Raw genomic sequence first — 14,578 nt, 5'->3', positions numbered from 1 at the left:
GACTCAATCCAAGAATGTGACCTGTCTCACATTCTGCGGGTAGGTATGGTGGAACGGTCACGGATGTGCCAGGCGTGTCACAAGAACCCGATGTGACGGGCGGTACCGATCGCCGGTACCGCCGCGCGGCGCCGACGGGTCAGCCCGCTCGGTGCACCACCGCGTCGCACATCTCCATCAGAGCCGCCTTCGCACCGCACTCCGGCAGCGGGACCAGAGCCGAGCGGGCGTCCTCCGCATAGCGGATCGTGTCGCGGCGGGCCTGCTCCAGCGCGGGATGCACCCTGAGGCGGGCGAGCGCCTCCGCATGGCGGGCGTCGTCGGTGAGGTCCGAGTCCAGGAGCTCGCACAGGGCGATGTCCTCGGCCAGCCCCAGACGCTCCGCGCGCTCACGCAGACGCAGGACCGGCAGCGTGGCGATGCCCTCGCGCAGGTCCGTCCCGGGCGTCTTCCCGGACTCGTGCGAGTCCGAGGCGATGTCCAGCACGTCGTCGGCCAGCTGGAACGCCACGCCCAGCCGCTCGCCGTACTGCGTCAGCACGTCCACGACCGTCTCGTCGGCACCCGACATCATCGCCCCGAAGCGGCAGGCCACCGCCACCAGGGAGCTCGTCTTGCCGCCGAGCACGTCGAGGTAGTGGTCCACCGGGTCGCGGCCGTCCCGGGGGCCGGCCGTCTCCAGGATCTGGCCGGTGACCAGCCGTTCGAACGCCTCGGCCTGGATGCGCACCGCCTCGGGGCCGAGGTCGGCCAGGATGTGCGACGCCCTCGCGAACAGGAAGTCACCGGTGAGGACCGCGACCGCGTTGCCCCAGCGGGTGTTCGCGCTGTCGACCCCGCGCCGCACCTCGGCCTCGTCCATCACGTCGTCGTGGTACAGCGTGGCGAGATGGGTCAGCTCCACGACCACGGCCGAGGGCACGATGCCGGGCGCGTACGGATCGCCGAACTGCGCGGCGAGCATCACGAGCAGCGGCCGGAAACGCTTGCCGCCCGCGTGCACGAGGTGCTGCGCGGCCTCCGTGATGAAGGGCACCTCGCTCTTGGTGGCGTCCAGCAACCCCTCCTCGACAGCGGCCAGTCCGGCCTGGACATCGGCCTCCAGAGCCTGGTCCCGCACGCTCAGCCCGAACGGCCCGACGACGGTCACGTGGGGTCTCCTGTCTGCTGACGTCTGCTGACGATCACACGGTCGGTCTCAAGCACGGTCACTCGGTCGATGACGCTGTCTGTCGACGTGGCTCACCGAGTTTGTCGATCTGTCGTTGCCATCACTCAAGTCAGCGTATCCGGTCACGTTTCGATCACCGCGAGCGCCCACTGTTCCAGGCCGGGCGGTATCGAATCACGAACGGTATGTTCTTGATCAGGTGATATGAACACATCTTCATCGACATACCCGGAAATAACCTCTCGCAGCCAGTGCCGGCCCCCTCACGTCCTCCCGTGTACCCCGCCGGACGCACCCCACCGGGTCGCGGGCGCCCGAACCATACACACCGGTCACCGTCACCCGACCGCGCGTGAACGGGAGGTCACCGCCCCGCGGCCGCGCCGCCGCCCCGGTCGGCTGCGGACATCGCCGAGGAGCCGAGGTACGCACATGCACATCCGTACGTCCTTCCCCCACCCGACGGCTCACGGTGATTTCTGGATCCCGCTCCAGGACGGCACTCGTCTGTATGCGCGCGCGTGGCGCCCGCATACCGCCGAGCCGGTCCCGGCCCTCCTCGAGTACCTCCCCGGCCGCCTGACCGACTCCACCGCGCCCCGCGACTGGCAGCGGCACCCCTGGTACGCGGGGCACGGCTATGTCTCCGTACGGGTCGACGCGCGCGGGCACGGCAACTCGGACGGCCGGCCCGCCGACGCGTACACGGCCACCGGGCTGTCCGACGGTGCCGAGGTCGTCGAATGGCTGGCTGCTCAACCCTGGTGCGACGGCCGTGTGGGCATGTTCGGCATCGGCCTGGGCGGTACCGCCTCGCTCAGGGTCGCGGCCCTCGCGCCCGAGCCGCTGGGGGCGGTCGTCGCGGTGTGCGCCGGGGACGTGCGTCTGGACAACGACCTGCACCACCTGGGGGGTTCCGTCCTCGCCGGGGACCTGCCCGCCCGTGCGTCGGCCCTGGTCGCCCTCGCGGCCCGTCCGCCGGACCCGGCACATGTGGGCACGGTGTGGCGGGACGTCTGGGCCGACCGCCTGGAGGCGCTCGACCCGCTCGTCGACACCTGGCCGGCCCACCCGGTGTGGGACGGCCCCTGGGGCCACGGCGGCATCCGGGAGGACCACGGTGCGCTCCGGGCGGCCGTGCTCGCGGTGGGCGGCGGGCACGACCCGTACCGGGACGCCGTCCTCGGGCTCGTGGAGCACCTTCCGGCCGATCGCGTACGCGGTCTGATCGGTCCCTGGTCGCACCAGTACCCGGACCACGGGCTGCCGGGTCCGGCGATCGGTTTCCTCCAGGAGACGCTGCGCTGGTGGGACCACTGGCTCAAGGGCGAGGACACGGGAGTCATGGCCGAGCCGCCGCTGCGGGTGTACATCAGCGACCCGCACCCTCCGGCGACGCACTACGACGCGCTGCCGGGCCGTTGGGTCGGCGAGCCGTCCTGGCCCTCACCGAACGTCACCCGGGTCCCGTACGCGCTCCAGGGCGCGCCCGTGCCCGTCCGGTCCCCGATGCACACCGGCCTCGACTCGGGCGGCTTCGCCCCCCGTGGCGACCACGCCGATCTGCCGTCGGACCAGCGCGAGGAGGACGCGAGGTCGGTGTGCTTCGAGTTCGAACCCGCCGAGGAGACCTGGGTGCTGGGGCGTCCCCGGGTGCGGCTGCGGCTGACCTGTCCGGTGCCGGGCGGCCAAGTGGTCGCCCGTCTCTGCGACGTGGCGCCCGACGGGTCTTCGACGCTGGTCACCCGTGGAGTCCTGAACCTGTGGGCGCGCCGCGGTCCTGATCGGGCCGCCCCTTGGATTCCGGGCACGACGGAGGACGTGGTCTTCGAACTGAGCGGTGTCGGCCATGCCTTCCCGCCCCGCCACCGCATCCGCCTGGCCGTCTCCTCCGCGTACTGGCCGTGGGCGTGGCCCCGGCCGGGTTCGGAGGCGGGCTTCACGCTGAACCCGGCCGGAAGCTCGCTGGAACTCCCGGTGCGGACCCGGGAGCAGGGGCCGCGCATCGCTTTCGGGGAACCGGAGCAGTCCGAGCCGCTCGGCGTCAGCGATCCGGCCACGCTCGACGAACCCCGCCCGGAGCGCCTGGTGGTGCGGGACGTGGCGAAGGGCGAGTGGCTCCTGGTCGTCGACCCGCGCCGGGACGGCACCCGCGTGTATCCCGACGGCCTCGAAGTGAGCGAGGACGCGCTGGAGGCGTACACCATCGAGGACTCGGGTCCGTTGACCGCCCGCATCCGCTGCGACTGGTCGGTCCGGCTGCACCGCCCGGAGTCGGGCTGGGACGCGAGGGTGGAGACGCACGCGGAGCTCACCTGCACCGAGACGGACTTCGTCACCTCTCACGAGGTCGTCTGCAAGGACGGCTATGAGGTGGTGTTCCACCGCACATGGGAGAAACGGATCCCCCGCGGAACGGGATAGAGGCGAGGCATCCGATCGCCACCCCAAGCCCTTATAGGGCAATATGCCCGATTAGCCGGAATGCCGGACGGGGGAGGTGTGCGCATCCGCCTGTCCGAATTGCCGTATTAGCCCCTTAGTTGCCGATCGGGTCTCACGCAAGGGCGAAGTGAATTGGGTCACGCACCCACCGGAGGGGGGCTTTCGGGCGGGTCACCCAATCACCCTTTGCATATGCCAAGTTGAGCATCTCTCGGCAAAGAGGATCACACCCCTTATTCCCCAATGTCAGGGTCAATCGGGCCGGAGCATGACTTCCAGGCTTGTTCCCGACATGTGCTCTCGCATACCTTCCCTTCGACCCGAGCGGGCCGCCGAATCCTGCCGCCGCTCGAGAAGCCATCGACCCACCACGGCAGGAGCGGGGGACCCAGGTAAGTCGCCGAGCCGGACAGCGTGCCGGAACGGCTTGGGGTGAAGCCGTGCCTCGACACCGAGGACACGGCCGGGCACCTCCCCGCCCGAACCCGACAGCTCACCTCGCAGGCGCCGGAGAGGAATGCCACATGTCCGCTTTCGCCCTGCCCGCACGTCGCCAGGACCGCAACTCCAAGGCCACCCGCATCCGCCGCGCACTCACCGCCGCGGGGACCGGAGCCGTGGTTCTCGCCCTGCCGATCATGGGTGCGACCTGCGCCTCGGCCGCCACGCCGGCCGCTCCGACGAAGGCCGCCAGCGTGACGTCCCGCGCCGGTAGCCTCGACGGCTGGATCCGCCAGTCGCTCGCGATCATGGCCCAGAAGGGAATCCCCGGCTCGTACAACGGCATCTACCGCAACGTGATGCGCGAGTCCTCGGGCAACCCGAAGGCCATCAACCTCTGGGACTCCAACGCCCGCAAGGGCATCCCGTCCAAGGGGCTCCTCCAGATCATCGACCCGACCTTCCGGACGTACCACGTGTCGGGCACGCCCTTCGACCCCTACGACCCGGTCGCGAACATCACGGCCGCGTGCAACTACGCCGCCCACCGGTACGGCTCGATCGACAACGTCAACAGCGCCTACTGAGGTCCGCGGGCCGCCAACCCCTGACCGGCAGCCGCCTGCCGGGGGATGGCGGCCGGGAACAGTCGCTCGAGGACGACGGCGATGCCGTCGTCCTCGTTCGACGTGGTGATCTCGTCGGCGACCGCCTTGAGTTCCGGGTGGGCGTTGGCCATGGCGACGCCGTGCGCCGCCCAGTCGAACATGGGGATGTCGTTGGGCATGTCCCCGAACGCGATGGTCCCCGACGGGCTCAGGCCCAGGAAACCGGCGGCCAGCGCGAGCCCCGTCGCCTTGGTGACGCCGCACGGCTGGAGCTCGACGGTGCCGGGTCCCGACATGGTGACCGTCGCCAGAGAACCGACCACGCCACGGGCCACCGTCGCCAACTCGTCGTCGGACAGGGTGTGGTGGCGCAGCAGCACCTTGCTGATGGGCTCGCACCACAGGTCGTCGCGCCGCTCCACCCGCACCGCGGGCAGCGTGGGATGCGGCATTTGGTAGCCGGGCTCGATGAGCGTGAGCCCGTGCACTCCGTCCTGGTCCACGGCCGCGTACACCTGCCCCACCTCGGCCTCGATCTTGCCGAGCGCGGTTTCGGCCAACTCCCGGTCCAGGGTGACGGAGAAAAGCAGCCGCTGAGCGCCGGCGTCGTACACCTGCGCGCCCTGTCCGCACACCGCAAGCCCCCTGCCGCCGAGGTCGTCGAGCAGCGGTCGCACCCTCGGCGCCGGGCGGCCCGTCACCACCAGGTGCTGTGCACCGGCCGCGGTGGCCCGTTCCAGCGCGGCCCTTGACCGGTCGGAGAGCGTGTCGTCACCACGCAGCAGCGTTCCGTCCAGGTCAGTGGCGATGAGTGAGTAAGCGAGGGGTGCGGCCATGATCAGAGAATACGGATGGAAACACCTCAGCGTTCGGGCGGTTACCGGACGGCATCCGATATCCCACGCAGCCCGGCACGCACGGGTATCCTCCCTCGCGTCGCGGCCCCCGGGAACGGCGACCGGCAGCTCGACTCCCCCTTCCCCACGCGCCGTTGAGCCCTTCCCTATGAGCCCCGGTACGTCGCGGTCCGCGTCGAACGGCACATTGCCGGCGCTGTCGACCACGAGGCCCCCATGGACCGGACCCACTTCGTCTGTGTCCCTGAAGGACGCCAAGCCGGAATTGATTGCTCCGACAAGACCTATTCGGACATAGCGAACACTTCGACACTGCCCAGACAGGCGACTCCCCCGTAACGTGTGCGGCGACCACATGGAACACATTTCCCATGCCCGGCACACCAGAAGTGCACGAAAGCGAGGCAGCATCAGATGCCCCCCTTCGACCTCCCCGAGGGCGACCCCTTCGGCCCGCACAATCTGCCCTACGGCGTGTTCTCGCCCATCGGCTCCGACGATCGGAGCGTCGGCGTCCGCCTGGGCGACCACGTACTGGACGCGGGCGCCGCGGCGCTGGCGCTCGGCTCCCCTTACGCCGCCCTGCTGGCGCGGCCGTCGCTCGGCCCGCTGCTGGCGGCGGGGCGCACCGCCTGGTCGGACGTCCGCCGGGCGCTGACGGCGTGGGTGACGGTGCCCGCGCACCGGGAGACCGTCGAACCCCTTCTGCGCCCGCTCTCCGAGGTCACCCTGCACCTGCCCTTCGAGGTGGCGGACTACGTCGACTTCTACGCCTCCGAGAACCACGCCCGCAATGTCGGCCGGATCTTCCGCCCCGACGCGCCCGACTCGCTGCCCCCCAACTGGAAGCACCTGCCCATCGGTTACCACGGCCGGTCGGGCACGGTGGTGGTGTCGGGCACCGATGTCGTCCGTCCGCAGGGCCAGCGCAAGGCGCCCCCGGACCCGGTGCCGGTCTTCGGGCCCTCCGTCCGCCTGGACATCGAGGCCGAGGTGGGATTCGTGGTGGGCGTGCCGTCGCAGATGGGCCGGCCGGTCCCGCTGTCCGGCTTCCGCGACCATGTGTTCGGTCTCTGCCTCCTCAACGACTGGTCGGCGCGGGACATCCAGTCCTGGGAGTACGTGCCGCTCGGACCGTTCCTCGGCAAGTCGTTCGCCACCTCCGTCTCGGCGTGGATCACCCCGCTGGACGCGCTGGAGCAGGCCCGGGTGGCGCCGCCGGAGCGCACGCACACCCTGTTGCCGTACCTGGACGACTCACAGGACGAACCGGCGGGCTACGACCTGCACATCTCCGTGGCGGTCAACGGCCATGTGATCTCCGAACCGCCGTTCTCGACCATGTACTGGACGGCGGCGCAGCAGTTGGCGCACATGACGGTGAACGGCGCGTCGCTGCGGACGGGTGACCTGTACGGGTCGGGCACCGTGAGTGGCACGGCCGAGGGCGAGCGCGGCTCACTCCTGGAGCTGACCTGGAACGGGCGGGACCCGCTCGAACTCCCGGACGGCAAGCGGACGTTCCTGGAGGACGGGGACGTGGTGACGATGACGGCGTGGGCACCGGGGCCGGACGGGACACGGGTGGGCCTCGGAGAGGTGTCAGGCCGGGTGGTAGCGAGCAGCTGAGTCGGCGGCATCCCGGAGAGCGGGCAGGAGACGCTGCTGGGGGGCCGCGGTGCGGGCGCTGTGGCCGCCCGTCGCCGAAGGACGCCCCCCGGCAGCACCTATGCCCAGTCCTCCGGTTCGGGCTCGTCCTCGGGCTCCGGCCACTCCGGGTCGGGGCCCTGGCCGGACACCGGCCCAGCGTCCGCGGAATCCTCCTCCGTCGGCCCGTCGAGGGCGGCCAGGACCCCGAGCACCCCCTCCCCGTACGTCGCGAGTTTCTTCTCGCCCACTCCGCCGATCGCGCCGAGCTCCGCCACCGTCTTCGGCCGGGCCGTCGCGATCTCGCGGAGCGTCGCGTCGTGGAAGATCACATAGGCCGGGACGCCCTGTTCCCTCGCCCGGGACGCACGCCAGGAGCGCAGGGCCTCGAAGACCGGCAGCAGCTCGGCCGGAAGCTCCGCCGCCACCTTCGGGGCACGCTCACCCTTCGGGGCCCCGGACCGGGTGACCGTGGGTTTGGGCGGCTCCTTGCGCAGGGGCACCTCACGCTCCCGCCGCAGCACCGCACCGCTGGCCTCGGTCAGCACCAGCGTCCCGTACTCGCCCTCGACCGCCAGCAGGCTCTGCGCCAGCAATTGCCGTATGACGCCGCGCCATTCGCCCTCGGACAGCTCCTCGCCGATGCCGAACACGGACAGCTGGTCGTGGTCGAACTGGATCACCTTGGCCGTGCGCCGCCCCAGCAGAATGTCGACGATCTGCACGGCGCCGAACTTCTGCCGCCGCTCCCGGTCCAGCCTCCACACCGTGGACAGCACCTTCTGGGCCGCGATGGTGCCGTCCCAGGTGTCCGGCGGCACCAGGCAGGTGTCGCAGTTGCCGCAGCCGCCGGTCCCGGGGTCCTGGCCGAAGTAGGCCAGCAGCTGACCGCGACGGCACCGGGCGGTCTCGCACAGCGCCAGCATCGCGTCCAGGTGCGCCTGGGCCCGGCGGCGGAACTCCTCGTCGGACTCCCCGGACTGGATGAGCTTGCGCTGCTGTATGACGTCGTTCAGCCCGTACGCCATCCAGGCCGTGGACGGCAACCCGTCGCGGCCCGCGCGGCCGGTCTCCTGGTAGTAGCCCTCGACCGACTTCGGCAGGTCCAGATGCGCGACGAACCGTACGTCCGGCTTGTCGATGCCCATCCCGAACGCGATGGTGGCGACGACGACCAGTCCGTCCTCGCGCAGGAACCGGGACTGGTGCGCGGCGCGTGTGCCCGCGTCCAGGCCCGCGTGGTACGGCACCGCCTCGATGCCGTTGCGGGTCAGGAACTCGGCCGTCTTCTCCACCGAGTTCCGCGAGAGGCAGTAGACGATGCCCGCGTCGCCTGCGTGCTCCTCGCGCAGGAATGTGAGCAGCTGCTTCTTGGGGTCGGCCTTCGGGACGATCCGGTACTGGATGTTGGGCCGGTCGAAGCTCGACGCGAAGTGACGGGCGCTCGGCATGCCGAGCCGCTGGGTGATCTCCTGGTGCGTGGCCTGCGTCGCCGTCGCCGTCAGCGCGATCCGGGGGACCTCCGGCCAGCGCTCGCCGAGCAGGGACAGCGCCAGATAGTCGGGCCGGAAGTCATGGCCCCACTGGGACACGCAGTGCGCCTCGTCGATGGCGAACACCGAGATCTTGCCGCGCGAGAGCAGGTCGAGGGTGGCGTCCAGGCGCAGCCGCTCGGGGGCCAGATAGAGCAGGTCCAGCTCGCCGGCCAGGAACTCCGCCTCCACCATGCGCCGCTCTTCGAAGTCCTGCGTGGAATTGACGAACCCCGCGCGCACGCCGAGCGCGCGCAGCGCGTCCACCTGGTCCTGCATCAGCGCGATCAGGGGCGAGACGACCACGCCCGTACCGGGTCTGACCAGGGCCGGGATCTGGTAGCAGAGCGACTTGCCGGCGCCGGTGGGCATGAGCACCACGGCGTCGTCACCGGCCACCACATGCTCGATGATCGCTTCCTGCTCGCCGCGGAAGGTCTCGTAGCCGAAGACCCGGTTCAGCGCGGCCAGCGCCTCGCTGCCACCGCCCGGCGCCGGCCGCACGCCTGCCTCGGTCATCACACCCGTCCCGTCCATCGCCCGTCCCCCGTACGTCGTCCTTCGACCACGACGTCCACGATAGGGGGCGCCGCCGACAGGTCCGGAGTTGTCCACAGGCTCCCATGTCCACCCCAGGTCGAGGACCCGGTAGTCGTGACGCGTCGCGCGCCGAACCGGTGAGCCGCACGCACGACGGCCCGGCACCCCCCGAGCGGGCACCGGGCCGTCGCCCTGCGGGCGCTGTGCGTCAGCGCACGAACACACCCGCTTGGCTCGCCAGATCCAGGAAGTACTGCGGCGCCACACCCAGTACCAGCGTGACCGCCACGCCCGCCCCGATCGCCGTCATCGTCAGCGGTGAGGGCACCGCCACCGTCGGGCCCTCGGGGTGCGGCTCGCTGAAGAACATGAGCACGATCACCCGGATGTAGAAGAACGCAGCGATCGCCGACGAGATCACACCGATCACCACCAGCGGGACCGCCCCGCCCTCCGCCGCCGCCTTGAACACGGCGAACTTCCCGGCGAACCCGGAGGTCAGCGGGATGCCCGCGAAGGCCAGCAGGAACACCGCGAACACGGCCGCCACCAGGGGTGACCTGCGTCCGAGCCCGGCCCACTTGGACAGGTGCGTGGCCTCGCCGCCCGCGTCCCGGACGAGCGTCACGACGGCGAAGGCGCCGATCGTCACGAACGAGTACGCGGCCAGATAGAAGAGGACCGAGGACACGCCGTCCCGTGTCGTCGCGATGACACCCGCGAGGATGAAGCCCGCGTGCGCGATCGACGAGTAGGCGAGCAGGCGCTTGATGTCGGTCTGGGTGATCGCGACGATCGCGCCGCCCAGCATGGTGACGATCGCGACCGCCCACATCACCGGACGCCAGTCCCAGCGCATGCCCGGCAGCACGACGTACAGCAGCCGCAACAGGGCGCCGAACGCCGCCACCTTGGTCGCCGCCGCCATGAAACCGGTCACCGGGGTCGGTGCTCCCTGGTACACGTCCGGTGTCCACATGTGGAAGGGCACCGCGGCCACCTTGAACAGCAGGCCCATCACGACCATCGCGGCGCCGATCAGCAGCAGCGCGTCATTGCCCATGGTGCCCGCGAGCGCCGGGTCGACGTTCGTGACCGTGCCGTCCACGACCCGGGCGATCGTGCCGTAGGACACCGAGCCCGCGTAGCCGTACAGCAGCGCGATGCCGAACAGCGTGAACGCGGAGGCGAAGGCGCCGAGCAGGAAGTACTTGACCGCGGCCTCCTGCGACATGAGCCGCTTGCGGCGGGCCAGGGCGCACAGCAGGTACAGCGGCAGCGAGAAGACTTCCAGGGCGACGAACAGGGTCAGCAGGTCGTTCGCCGAGGGGAAGACGAGCATGCCGCCCACCGCGAACAGCAGCAGCGGGAACGCCTCGGTCGTCGTGAAGCCCGCCTTCACGGCGGCCTTCTCGCTCTCGCTGCCCGGTACGGCGGCCGCCTGCGCGGCGAAGGAGTCGACCCGGTTGCCGTGCGCCGCCGGGTCCAGGCGCCGCTCGGCGAAGGTGAACACGCCGAGCAGACCGGCCAGCAGGATCGTCCCCTGTAGGAACAGGGACGGCCCGTCGACCGCGATGGCGCCCATGGCCGCGATGTGCGCCTTGGTGGTGCCGTACCCGCCGGCCGCGAGGGCCACGACCGCGGCGAACGCGGCGGCGAGCGCGACCGTCGATACGAACGCCTGGGCGTAGTAACGGGACTTGCGCGGCACGAAGGCCTCGATCAGCACTCCGATCAGTGCCCCACCCAGGACGATCAAGGTGGGTGACAACTGACCGTATTCAATCTTCGGCGCGCCGATCTTCGAGATCGGATCGGCCGCGGTTGTCCACAGGCTGTGGACGACTGCTGTGCTCACTTGGCCGCCTCCACCTCGGGCTTGGGGTCGGTCTGGTGTACGTCGGACATGGTCTGCTGGACCGCCGGGTTCACGATGTCGGTGACCGGCTTCGGGTAGACGCCCAGGAAGATCAGCAACACGATCAGCGGGGCGACCACCAGAAGTTCACGCACGCGCAGGTCCGGCATCTGGGCGACCTCCGGTTTCACCGGGCCCGTCATCGTCCGCTGGTAGAGGACGAGGGTGTAGAGCGCGGCGAGGACGATGCCGAAGGTGGCGATGATGCCGATGGCCGGATGGCGTGCGAACGTGCCGACCAGGACCAGGAACTCACTGACGAACGGCGCGAGCCCCGGCAGCGAGAGCGTCGCCAGGCCGCCGATCAGGAAGGTGCCGGCGAGCACCGGCGCCACCTTCTGCACGCCTCCGTAGTCCGCGATCAGACGCGAGCCCCGGCGCGAGATCAGGAAGCCGGCCACCAGCATCAGGGCAGCGGTCGAGATGCCGTGGTTGACCATGTAGAGGGTCGCCCCGGACTGGCCCTGGCTGGTCATCGCGAAGATGCCCATGATGATGAAGCCGAAGTGCGAGATCGACGCGTAGGCCACCAGGCGCTTGATGTCCCGCTGGCCCACGGCGAGCAGTGCACCGTAGATGATGCTGATCAGCGCCAGGATGAGGATGGCGGGCGTCGCCCACTTGCTGGCCTCCGGGAACAGCTGGAGGCAGAAGCGGAGCATGGCGAACGTACCGACCTTGTCGACGACCGCCGTGATCAGCACGGCGACCGGGGCGGTGGCCTCTCCCATGGCGTTGGGCAGCCAGGTGTGCACCGGCCACAGCGGCGCCTTCACCGCGAAGGCGAAGAAGAAGCCGAGGAACAGCCAGCGTTCGGTGCTGGTCGCCATGTGGAGCGAGCCGTTCGCCCGCGCCTGCACGATCTCCGGGAGCGAGAAGTTCCCCGCCTGCACGTAGAGGCCGATCACCGCGGCCAGCATGATCAGGCCGCCGACCAGGTTGTAGAGGAGGAACTTGACAGCGGCGTACGACCGCTGCGTGGACGCCACCTTCTCGCCGTGCTCGTGGGCACGGTCCCCGAAGCCGCCGATGAGGAAGTACATCGGGATGAGCATGGCTTCGAAGAAGATGTAGAAGAGGAAGACGTCGGTGGCCTCGAAGGAGAGGATCACCATCGCCTCGACGGCCAGGATCAGGGCGAAGAAGCCCTGCGTCGGCCGCCAGCGGCGGCTTCCGGTCTCCAGCGGGTCGGCGTCGTGCCAGCCCGCCAGGATCACGAACGGCATCAGCAGGGCGGTCAGCGCGACGAGCGCCACGGCGATGCCGTCCACCCCGAGTTCGTACCGCACCCCGAAGTCCCTGATCCAGGCGTGGGACTCGGTGAGCTGGTAGCGGGAGCCGCTCGGATCGAAGCGGACCACGACCAGCGCGGCGAGCGCGAGGGTGGCGAGCGAGACGACCAGCGCCAGCCATTTGGCGGCGGTCCGCTGTGCGGCCGGGACCGCGGCCGTGGCGATCGCTCCCAGGGCCGGGAGCGCCGCCGCCGAAGTCAGCAGAGGAAAGGACATCGGTATCAGACCGCCCTCATCAGCAGGGTCAGGGCGACGAGCAGCGCCGCACCGCCGAACATCGAGACCGCGTACGACCGTGCGTAGCCGTTCTGCAGCCGGCGGAGCCGACCGGAAAGGCCGCCGACCGAGGCCGCGGTGCCGTTGACGACACCGTCGACCAGGGTGTGGTCCACGTACACCAGGGAGCGTGTGAGGTGTTCTCCGCCGCGGACGAGGACGACGTGGTTGAAGTCGTCCTGGAGCAGGTCGCGCCGCGCCGCCCGGGTGAGCGGCGATCCGTGCGGGGCGACGACCGGCACCGGGCGGCGGCCGTACTGGGCGTAGGCGATGCCGGCGCCCACGACGAGCAGCACCATGGTGGCGATCGTGACCGTCAGGGCACTGACCGGCGAGTTGCCCTCCGAGTGCCCGGTGACCGGCTCCAGCCAGTGCAGGAAGCGGTCGCCGACCGAGAAGAACCCGCCCGCGAACACCGAACCGAAGGCCAGCACGATCATCGGGATCGTCATGACCCCCGGCGACTCGTGCGGGTGCGGTTCGTGGCCGTGCTCGTCCGGCTGCCAGCGCTTCTCGCCGAAGAAGGTCATGATCATCACGCGCGTCATGTAGTACGCGGTGATGGCCGCGCCGAGCAGGGCCGCGCCGCCCAGGATCCAGCCCTCGGTGCCGCCCTTGGCGAAGGCCGCCTCGATGATCTTGTCCTTGGAGAAGAAGCCGGACAGGCCCGGGAAGCCGATGATGGCGAGGTAGCCGAGGCCGAAGGTGACGAACGTGACCGGCATGTACTTCCGCAGGCCGCCGTACTTGCGCATGTCGACCTCGTCGTTCATGCCGTGCATCACCGAGCCGGCACCGAGGAAGAGCCCCGCCTTGAAGAAGCCGTGCGTCACCAGGTGCATGATCGCGAAGACATAGCCGATGGGGCCGAGACCCGCGGCGAGCACCATGTACCCGATCTGCGACATGGTGGAGCCGGCCAGCGCCTTCTTGATGTCGTCCTTGGCGCAACCGACGATCGCACCGAACAGGAGCGTGACGGCACCCACCACGGTGACCACCAGCTGGGCGTCCGGTGCCGCGTTGAAGATCACACCGGAGCGGACGATCAGATAGACGCCCGCGGTCACCATGGTCGCGGCGTGGATGAGGGCCGAGACCGGGGTCGGGCCCTCCATCGCGTCCCCGAGCCAGGACTGCAGCGGCACCTGTGCGGACTTGCCGCACGCGGCGAGCAGCAGCATCAGGCCGATGGCGGTGAGTTTGCCCTCGCCGGCCTTGCCCACGTCCGCGAAGACCGGCCCGAAGGCGAAGGTCCCGAAGGTCGTGAACATCAGCATGATGGCGATCGACAGGCCCATGTCGCCGACGCGGTTGACGAGGAACGCCTTCTTCGCCGCCGTCGCCGCACTCGGCTTGTGCTGCCAGAAGCCGATCAGCAGGTACGAGGCGAGACCGACACCCTCCCAGCCGACGTACAGCAGGAGGTAGTTGTCGGCGAGGACGAGCAGCAGCATCGCCGCGAGGAACAGATTCAGATAGCCGAAGAAACGGCGCCTGCGCTCGTCGTGCTCCATGTACCCGACCGAGTACAGATGGATGAGCGAGCCGACACCGGTGATCAGCAGGACGAACGTCATCGACAGCTGGTCGAGCCGGAAGGCCACGTCGGCCTGGAAGCCGCCCACCGGGACCCAGCTGAACAGGTGCTGCGTCAGGGTCCGGTGGTCGGCTGCCTTGCCCAGCATGTCGGTGAAGAGGACGGCGCCGACCACGAAGGAGGCAGTGGCGAGCACCGTGCCGATCCACTGGCCGACCGCATCGAGCCTTCTGCCGCCGCACAGCAGGACGGCCGCTCCGAGCAGAGGCGCCGCGATGAGCAGCGCAATCAGGTTCTCCACAGTTCTTCCG

Annotated in this window: 8 protein-coding genes, 1 pseudogene and 1 riboswitch; of the genes and pseudogenes, 3 read left to right on the top strand and 6 right to left on the bottom strand. The window is 70.0% G+C overall.

Features of this window, described 5'->3' with window-relative positions:
- Positions 1-139 precede the first annotated feature (139 nt).
- Complete coding sequence (locus tag ABZ904_RS16880; protein WP_359395258.1) at positions 140-1,150, bottom strand: polyprenyl synthetase family protein; 1,011 nt, start codon at positions 1,148-1,150, stop codon at positions 140-142.
- 373 nt (positions 1,151-1,523) lie between these two features.
- Between ABZ904_RS16880 and ABZ904_RS16875 the strand changes: the two are divergent.
- Both ABZ904_RS16875 and ABZ904_RS16870 read left to right on the top strand, forming a co-directional pair.
- Positions 1,524-3,595, top strand: a pseudogene (locus tag ABZ904_RS16875) (CocE/NonD family hydrolase).
- 372 nt (positions 3,596-3,967) lie between these two features.
- A riboswitch (cyclic di-AMP (ydaO/yuaA leader) is annotated at positions 3,968-4,136 on the top strand.
- A gap of 4 nt (positions 4,137-4,140) precedes the next feature.
- Positions 4,141-4,644 carry a transglycosylase SLT domain-containing protein gene (locus tag ABZ904_RS16870; RefSeq protein WP_359395254.1) on the top strand — a complete coding sequence of 168 codons (504 nt, stop codon included), beginning with the start codon at positions 4,141-4,143 and terminating at the stop codon, positions 4,642-4,644.
- Here the strand turns inward: ABZ904_RS16870 and ABZ904_RS16865 are convergent.
- Positions 4,638-5,501: an HAD family hydrolase gene (locus tag ABZ904_RS16865; RefSeq protein WP_359395252.1), complete on the bottom strand. Its 864-nt coding sequence runs from the start codon at positions 5,499-5,501 to the stop codon at positions 4,638-4,640. The genes ABZ904_RS16870 and ABZ904_RS16865 overlap by 7 nt on opposite strands.
- 435 nt (positions 5,502-5,936) lie before the next feature.
- Between ABZ904_RS16865 and fahA the strand changes: the two genes are divergently transcribed.
- The gene (fahA, locus tag ABZ904_RS16860; RefSeq protein ID WP_359395250.1) at positions 5,937-7,151 is read left to right on the top strand and encodes a fumarylacetoacetase; all 1,215 of its coding nucleotides are present in this window, start codon (positions 5,937-5,939) and stop codon (positions 7,149-7,151) included.
- Between the two features lie 98 nt (positions 7,152-7,249).
- Here the strand turns inward: fahA and recQ are convergent, their stop codons facing one another.
- From recQ to nuoL, 4 genes are all read right to left on the bottom strand, one after another.
- A complete protein-coding gene (gene recQ / locus ABZ904_RS16855; RefSeq protein ID WP_360990332.1) occupies positions 7,250-9,220 on the bottom strand; it encodes a DNA helicase RecQ in 1,971 nt (656 codons plus the stop codon).
- A 229-nt stretch (positions 9,221-9,449) separates the two neighbouring features.
- Positions 9,450-11,099 carry an NADH-quinone oxidoreductase subunit NuoN gene (gene nuoN / locus ABZ904_RS16850; protein ID WP_359395246.1) on the bottom strand — a complete coding sequence of 550 codons (1,650 nt, stop codon included), beginning with the start codon at positions 11,097-11,099 and terminating at the stop codon, positions 9,450-9,452.
- Positions 11,096-12,667, bottom strand: a complete 1,572-nt coding sequence (locus ABZ904_RS16845) for an NADH-quinone oxidoreductase subunit M (RefSeq protein WP_360990328.1) — start codon at positions 12,665-12,667, stop codon at positions 11,096-11,098. Before ABZ904_RS16845 ends, nuoN begins: the two co-directional genes overlap by 4 nt.
- 5 nt (positions 12,668-12,672) lie before the next feature.
- A complete protein-coding gene (nuoL, locus tag ABZ904_RS16840) occupies positions 12,673-14,568 on the bottom strand; it encodes an NADH-quinone oxidoreductase subunit L (protein WP_359395242.1) in 1,896 nt (631 codons plus the stop codon).
- Positions 14,569-14,578: the final 10 nt, after the last annotated feature.

Origin of the sequence: Streptomyces sp. NPDC046900 (assembly GCF_040644975.1) — a bacterium.
Taxonomy (GTDB): Bacteria; Actinomycetota; Actinomycetes; order Streptomycetales; family Streptomycetaceae; genus Streptomyces.
Note: the sequence above shows the minus strand (reverse complement) of the source record. Positions and strands in the feature narration are given on the sequence as shown.

Bases quoted from the DNA above. Each gene is read 5' to 3' on its own strand.
- ABZ904_RS16870 (WP_359395254.1), top strand. From the start codon at position 4,141: ATGTCCGCTTTCGCCCTGCCCGCACGTCGCCAGGACCGCAACTCCAAG.
- ABZ904_RS16865 (WP_359395252.1), bottom strand. From the start codon at position 5,501: ATGGCCGCACCCCTCGCTTACTCACTCATCGCCACTGACCTGGACGGA.
- fahA (WP_359395250.1), top strand. From the start codon at position 5,937: ATGCCCCCCTTCGACCTCCCCGAGGGCGACCCCTTCGGCCCGCACAAT.
- recQ (WP_360990332.1), bottom strand. From the start codon at position 9,220: ATGACCGAGGCAGGCGTGCGGCCGGCGCCGGGCGGTGGCAGCGAGGCG.
- ABZ904_RS16845 (WP_360990328.1), bottom strand. From the start codon at position 12,667: ATGTCCTTTCCTCTGCTGACTTCGGCGGCGGCGCTCCCGGCCCTGGGA.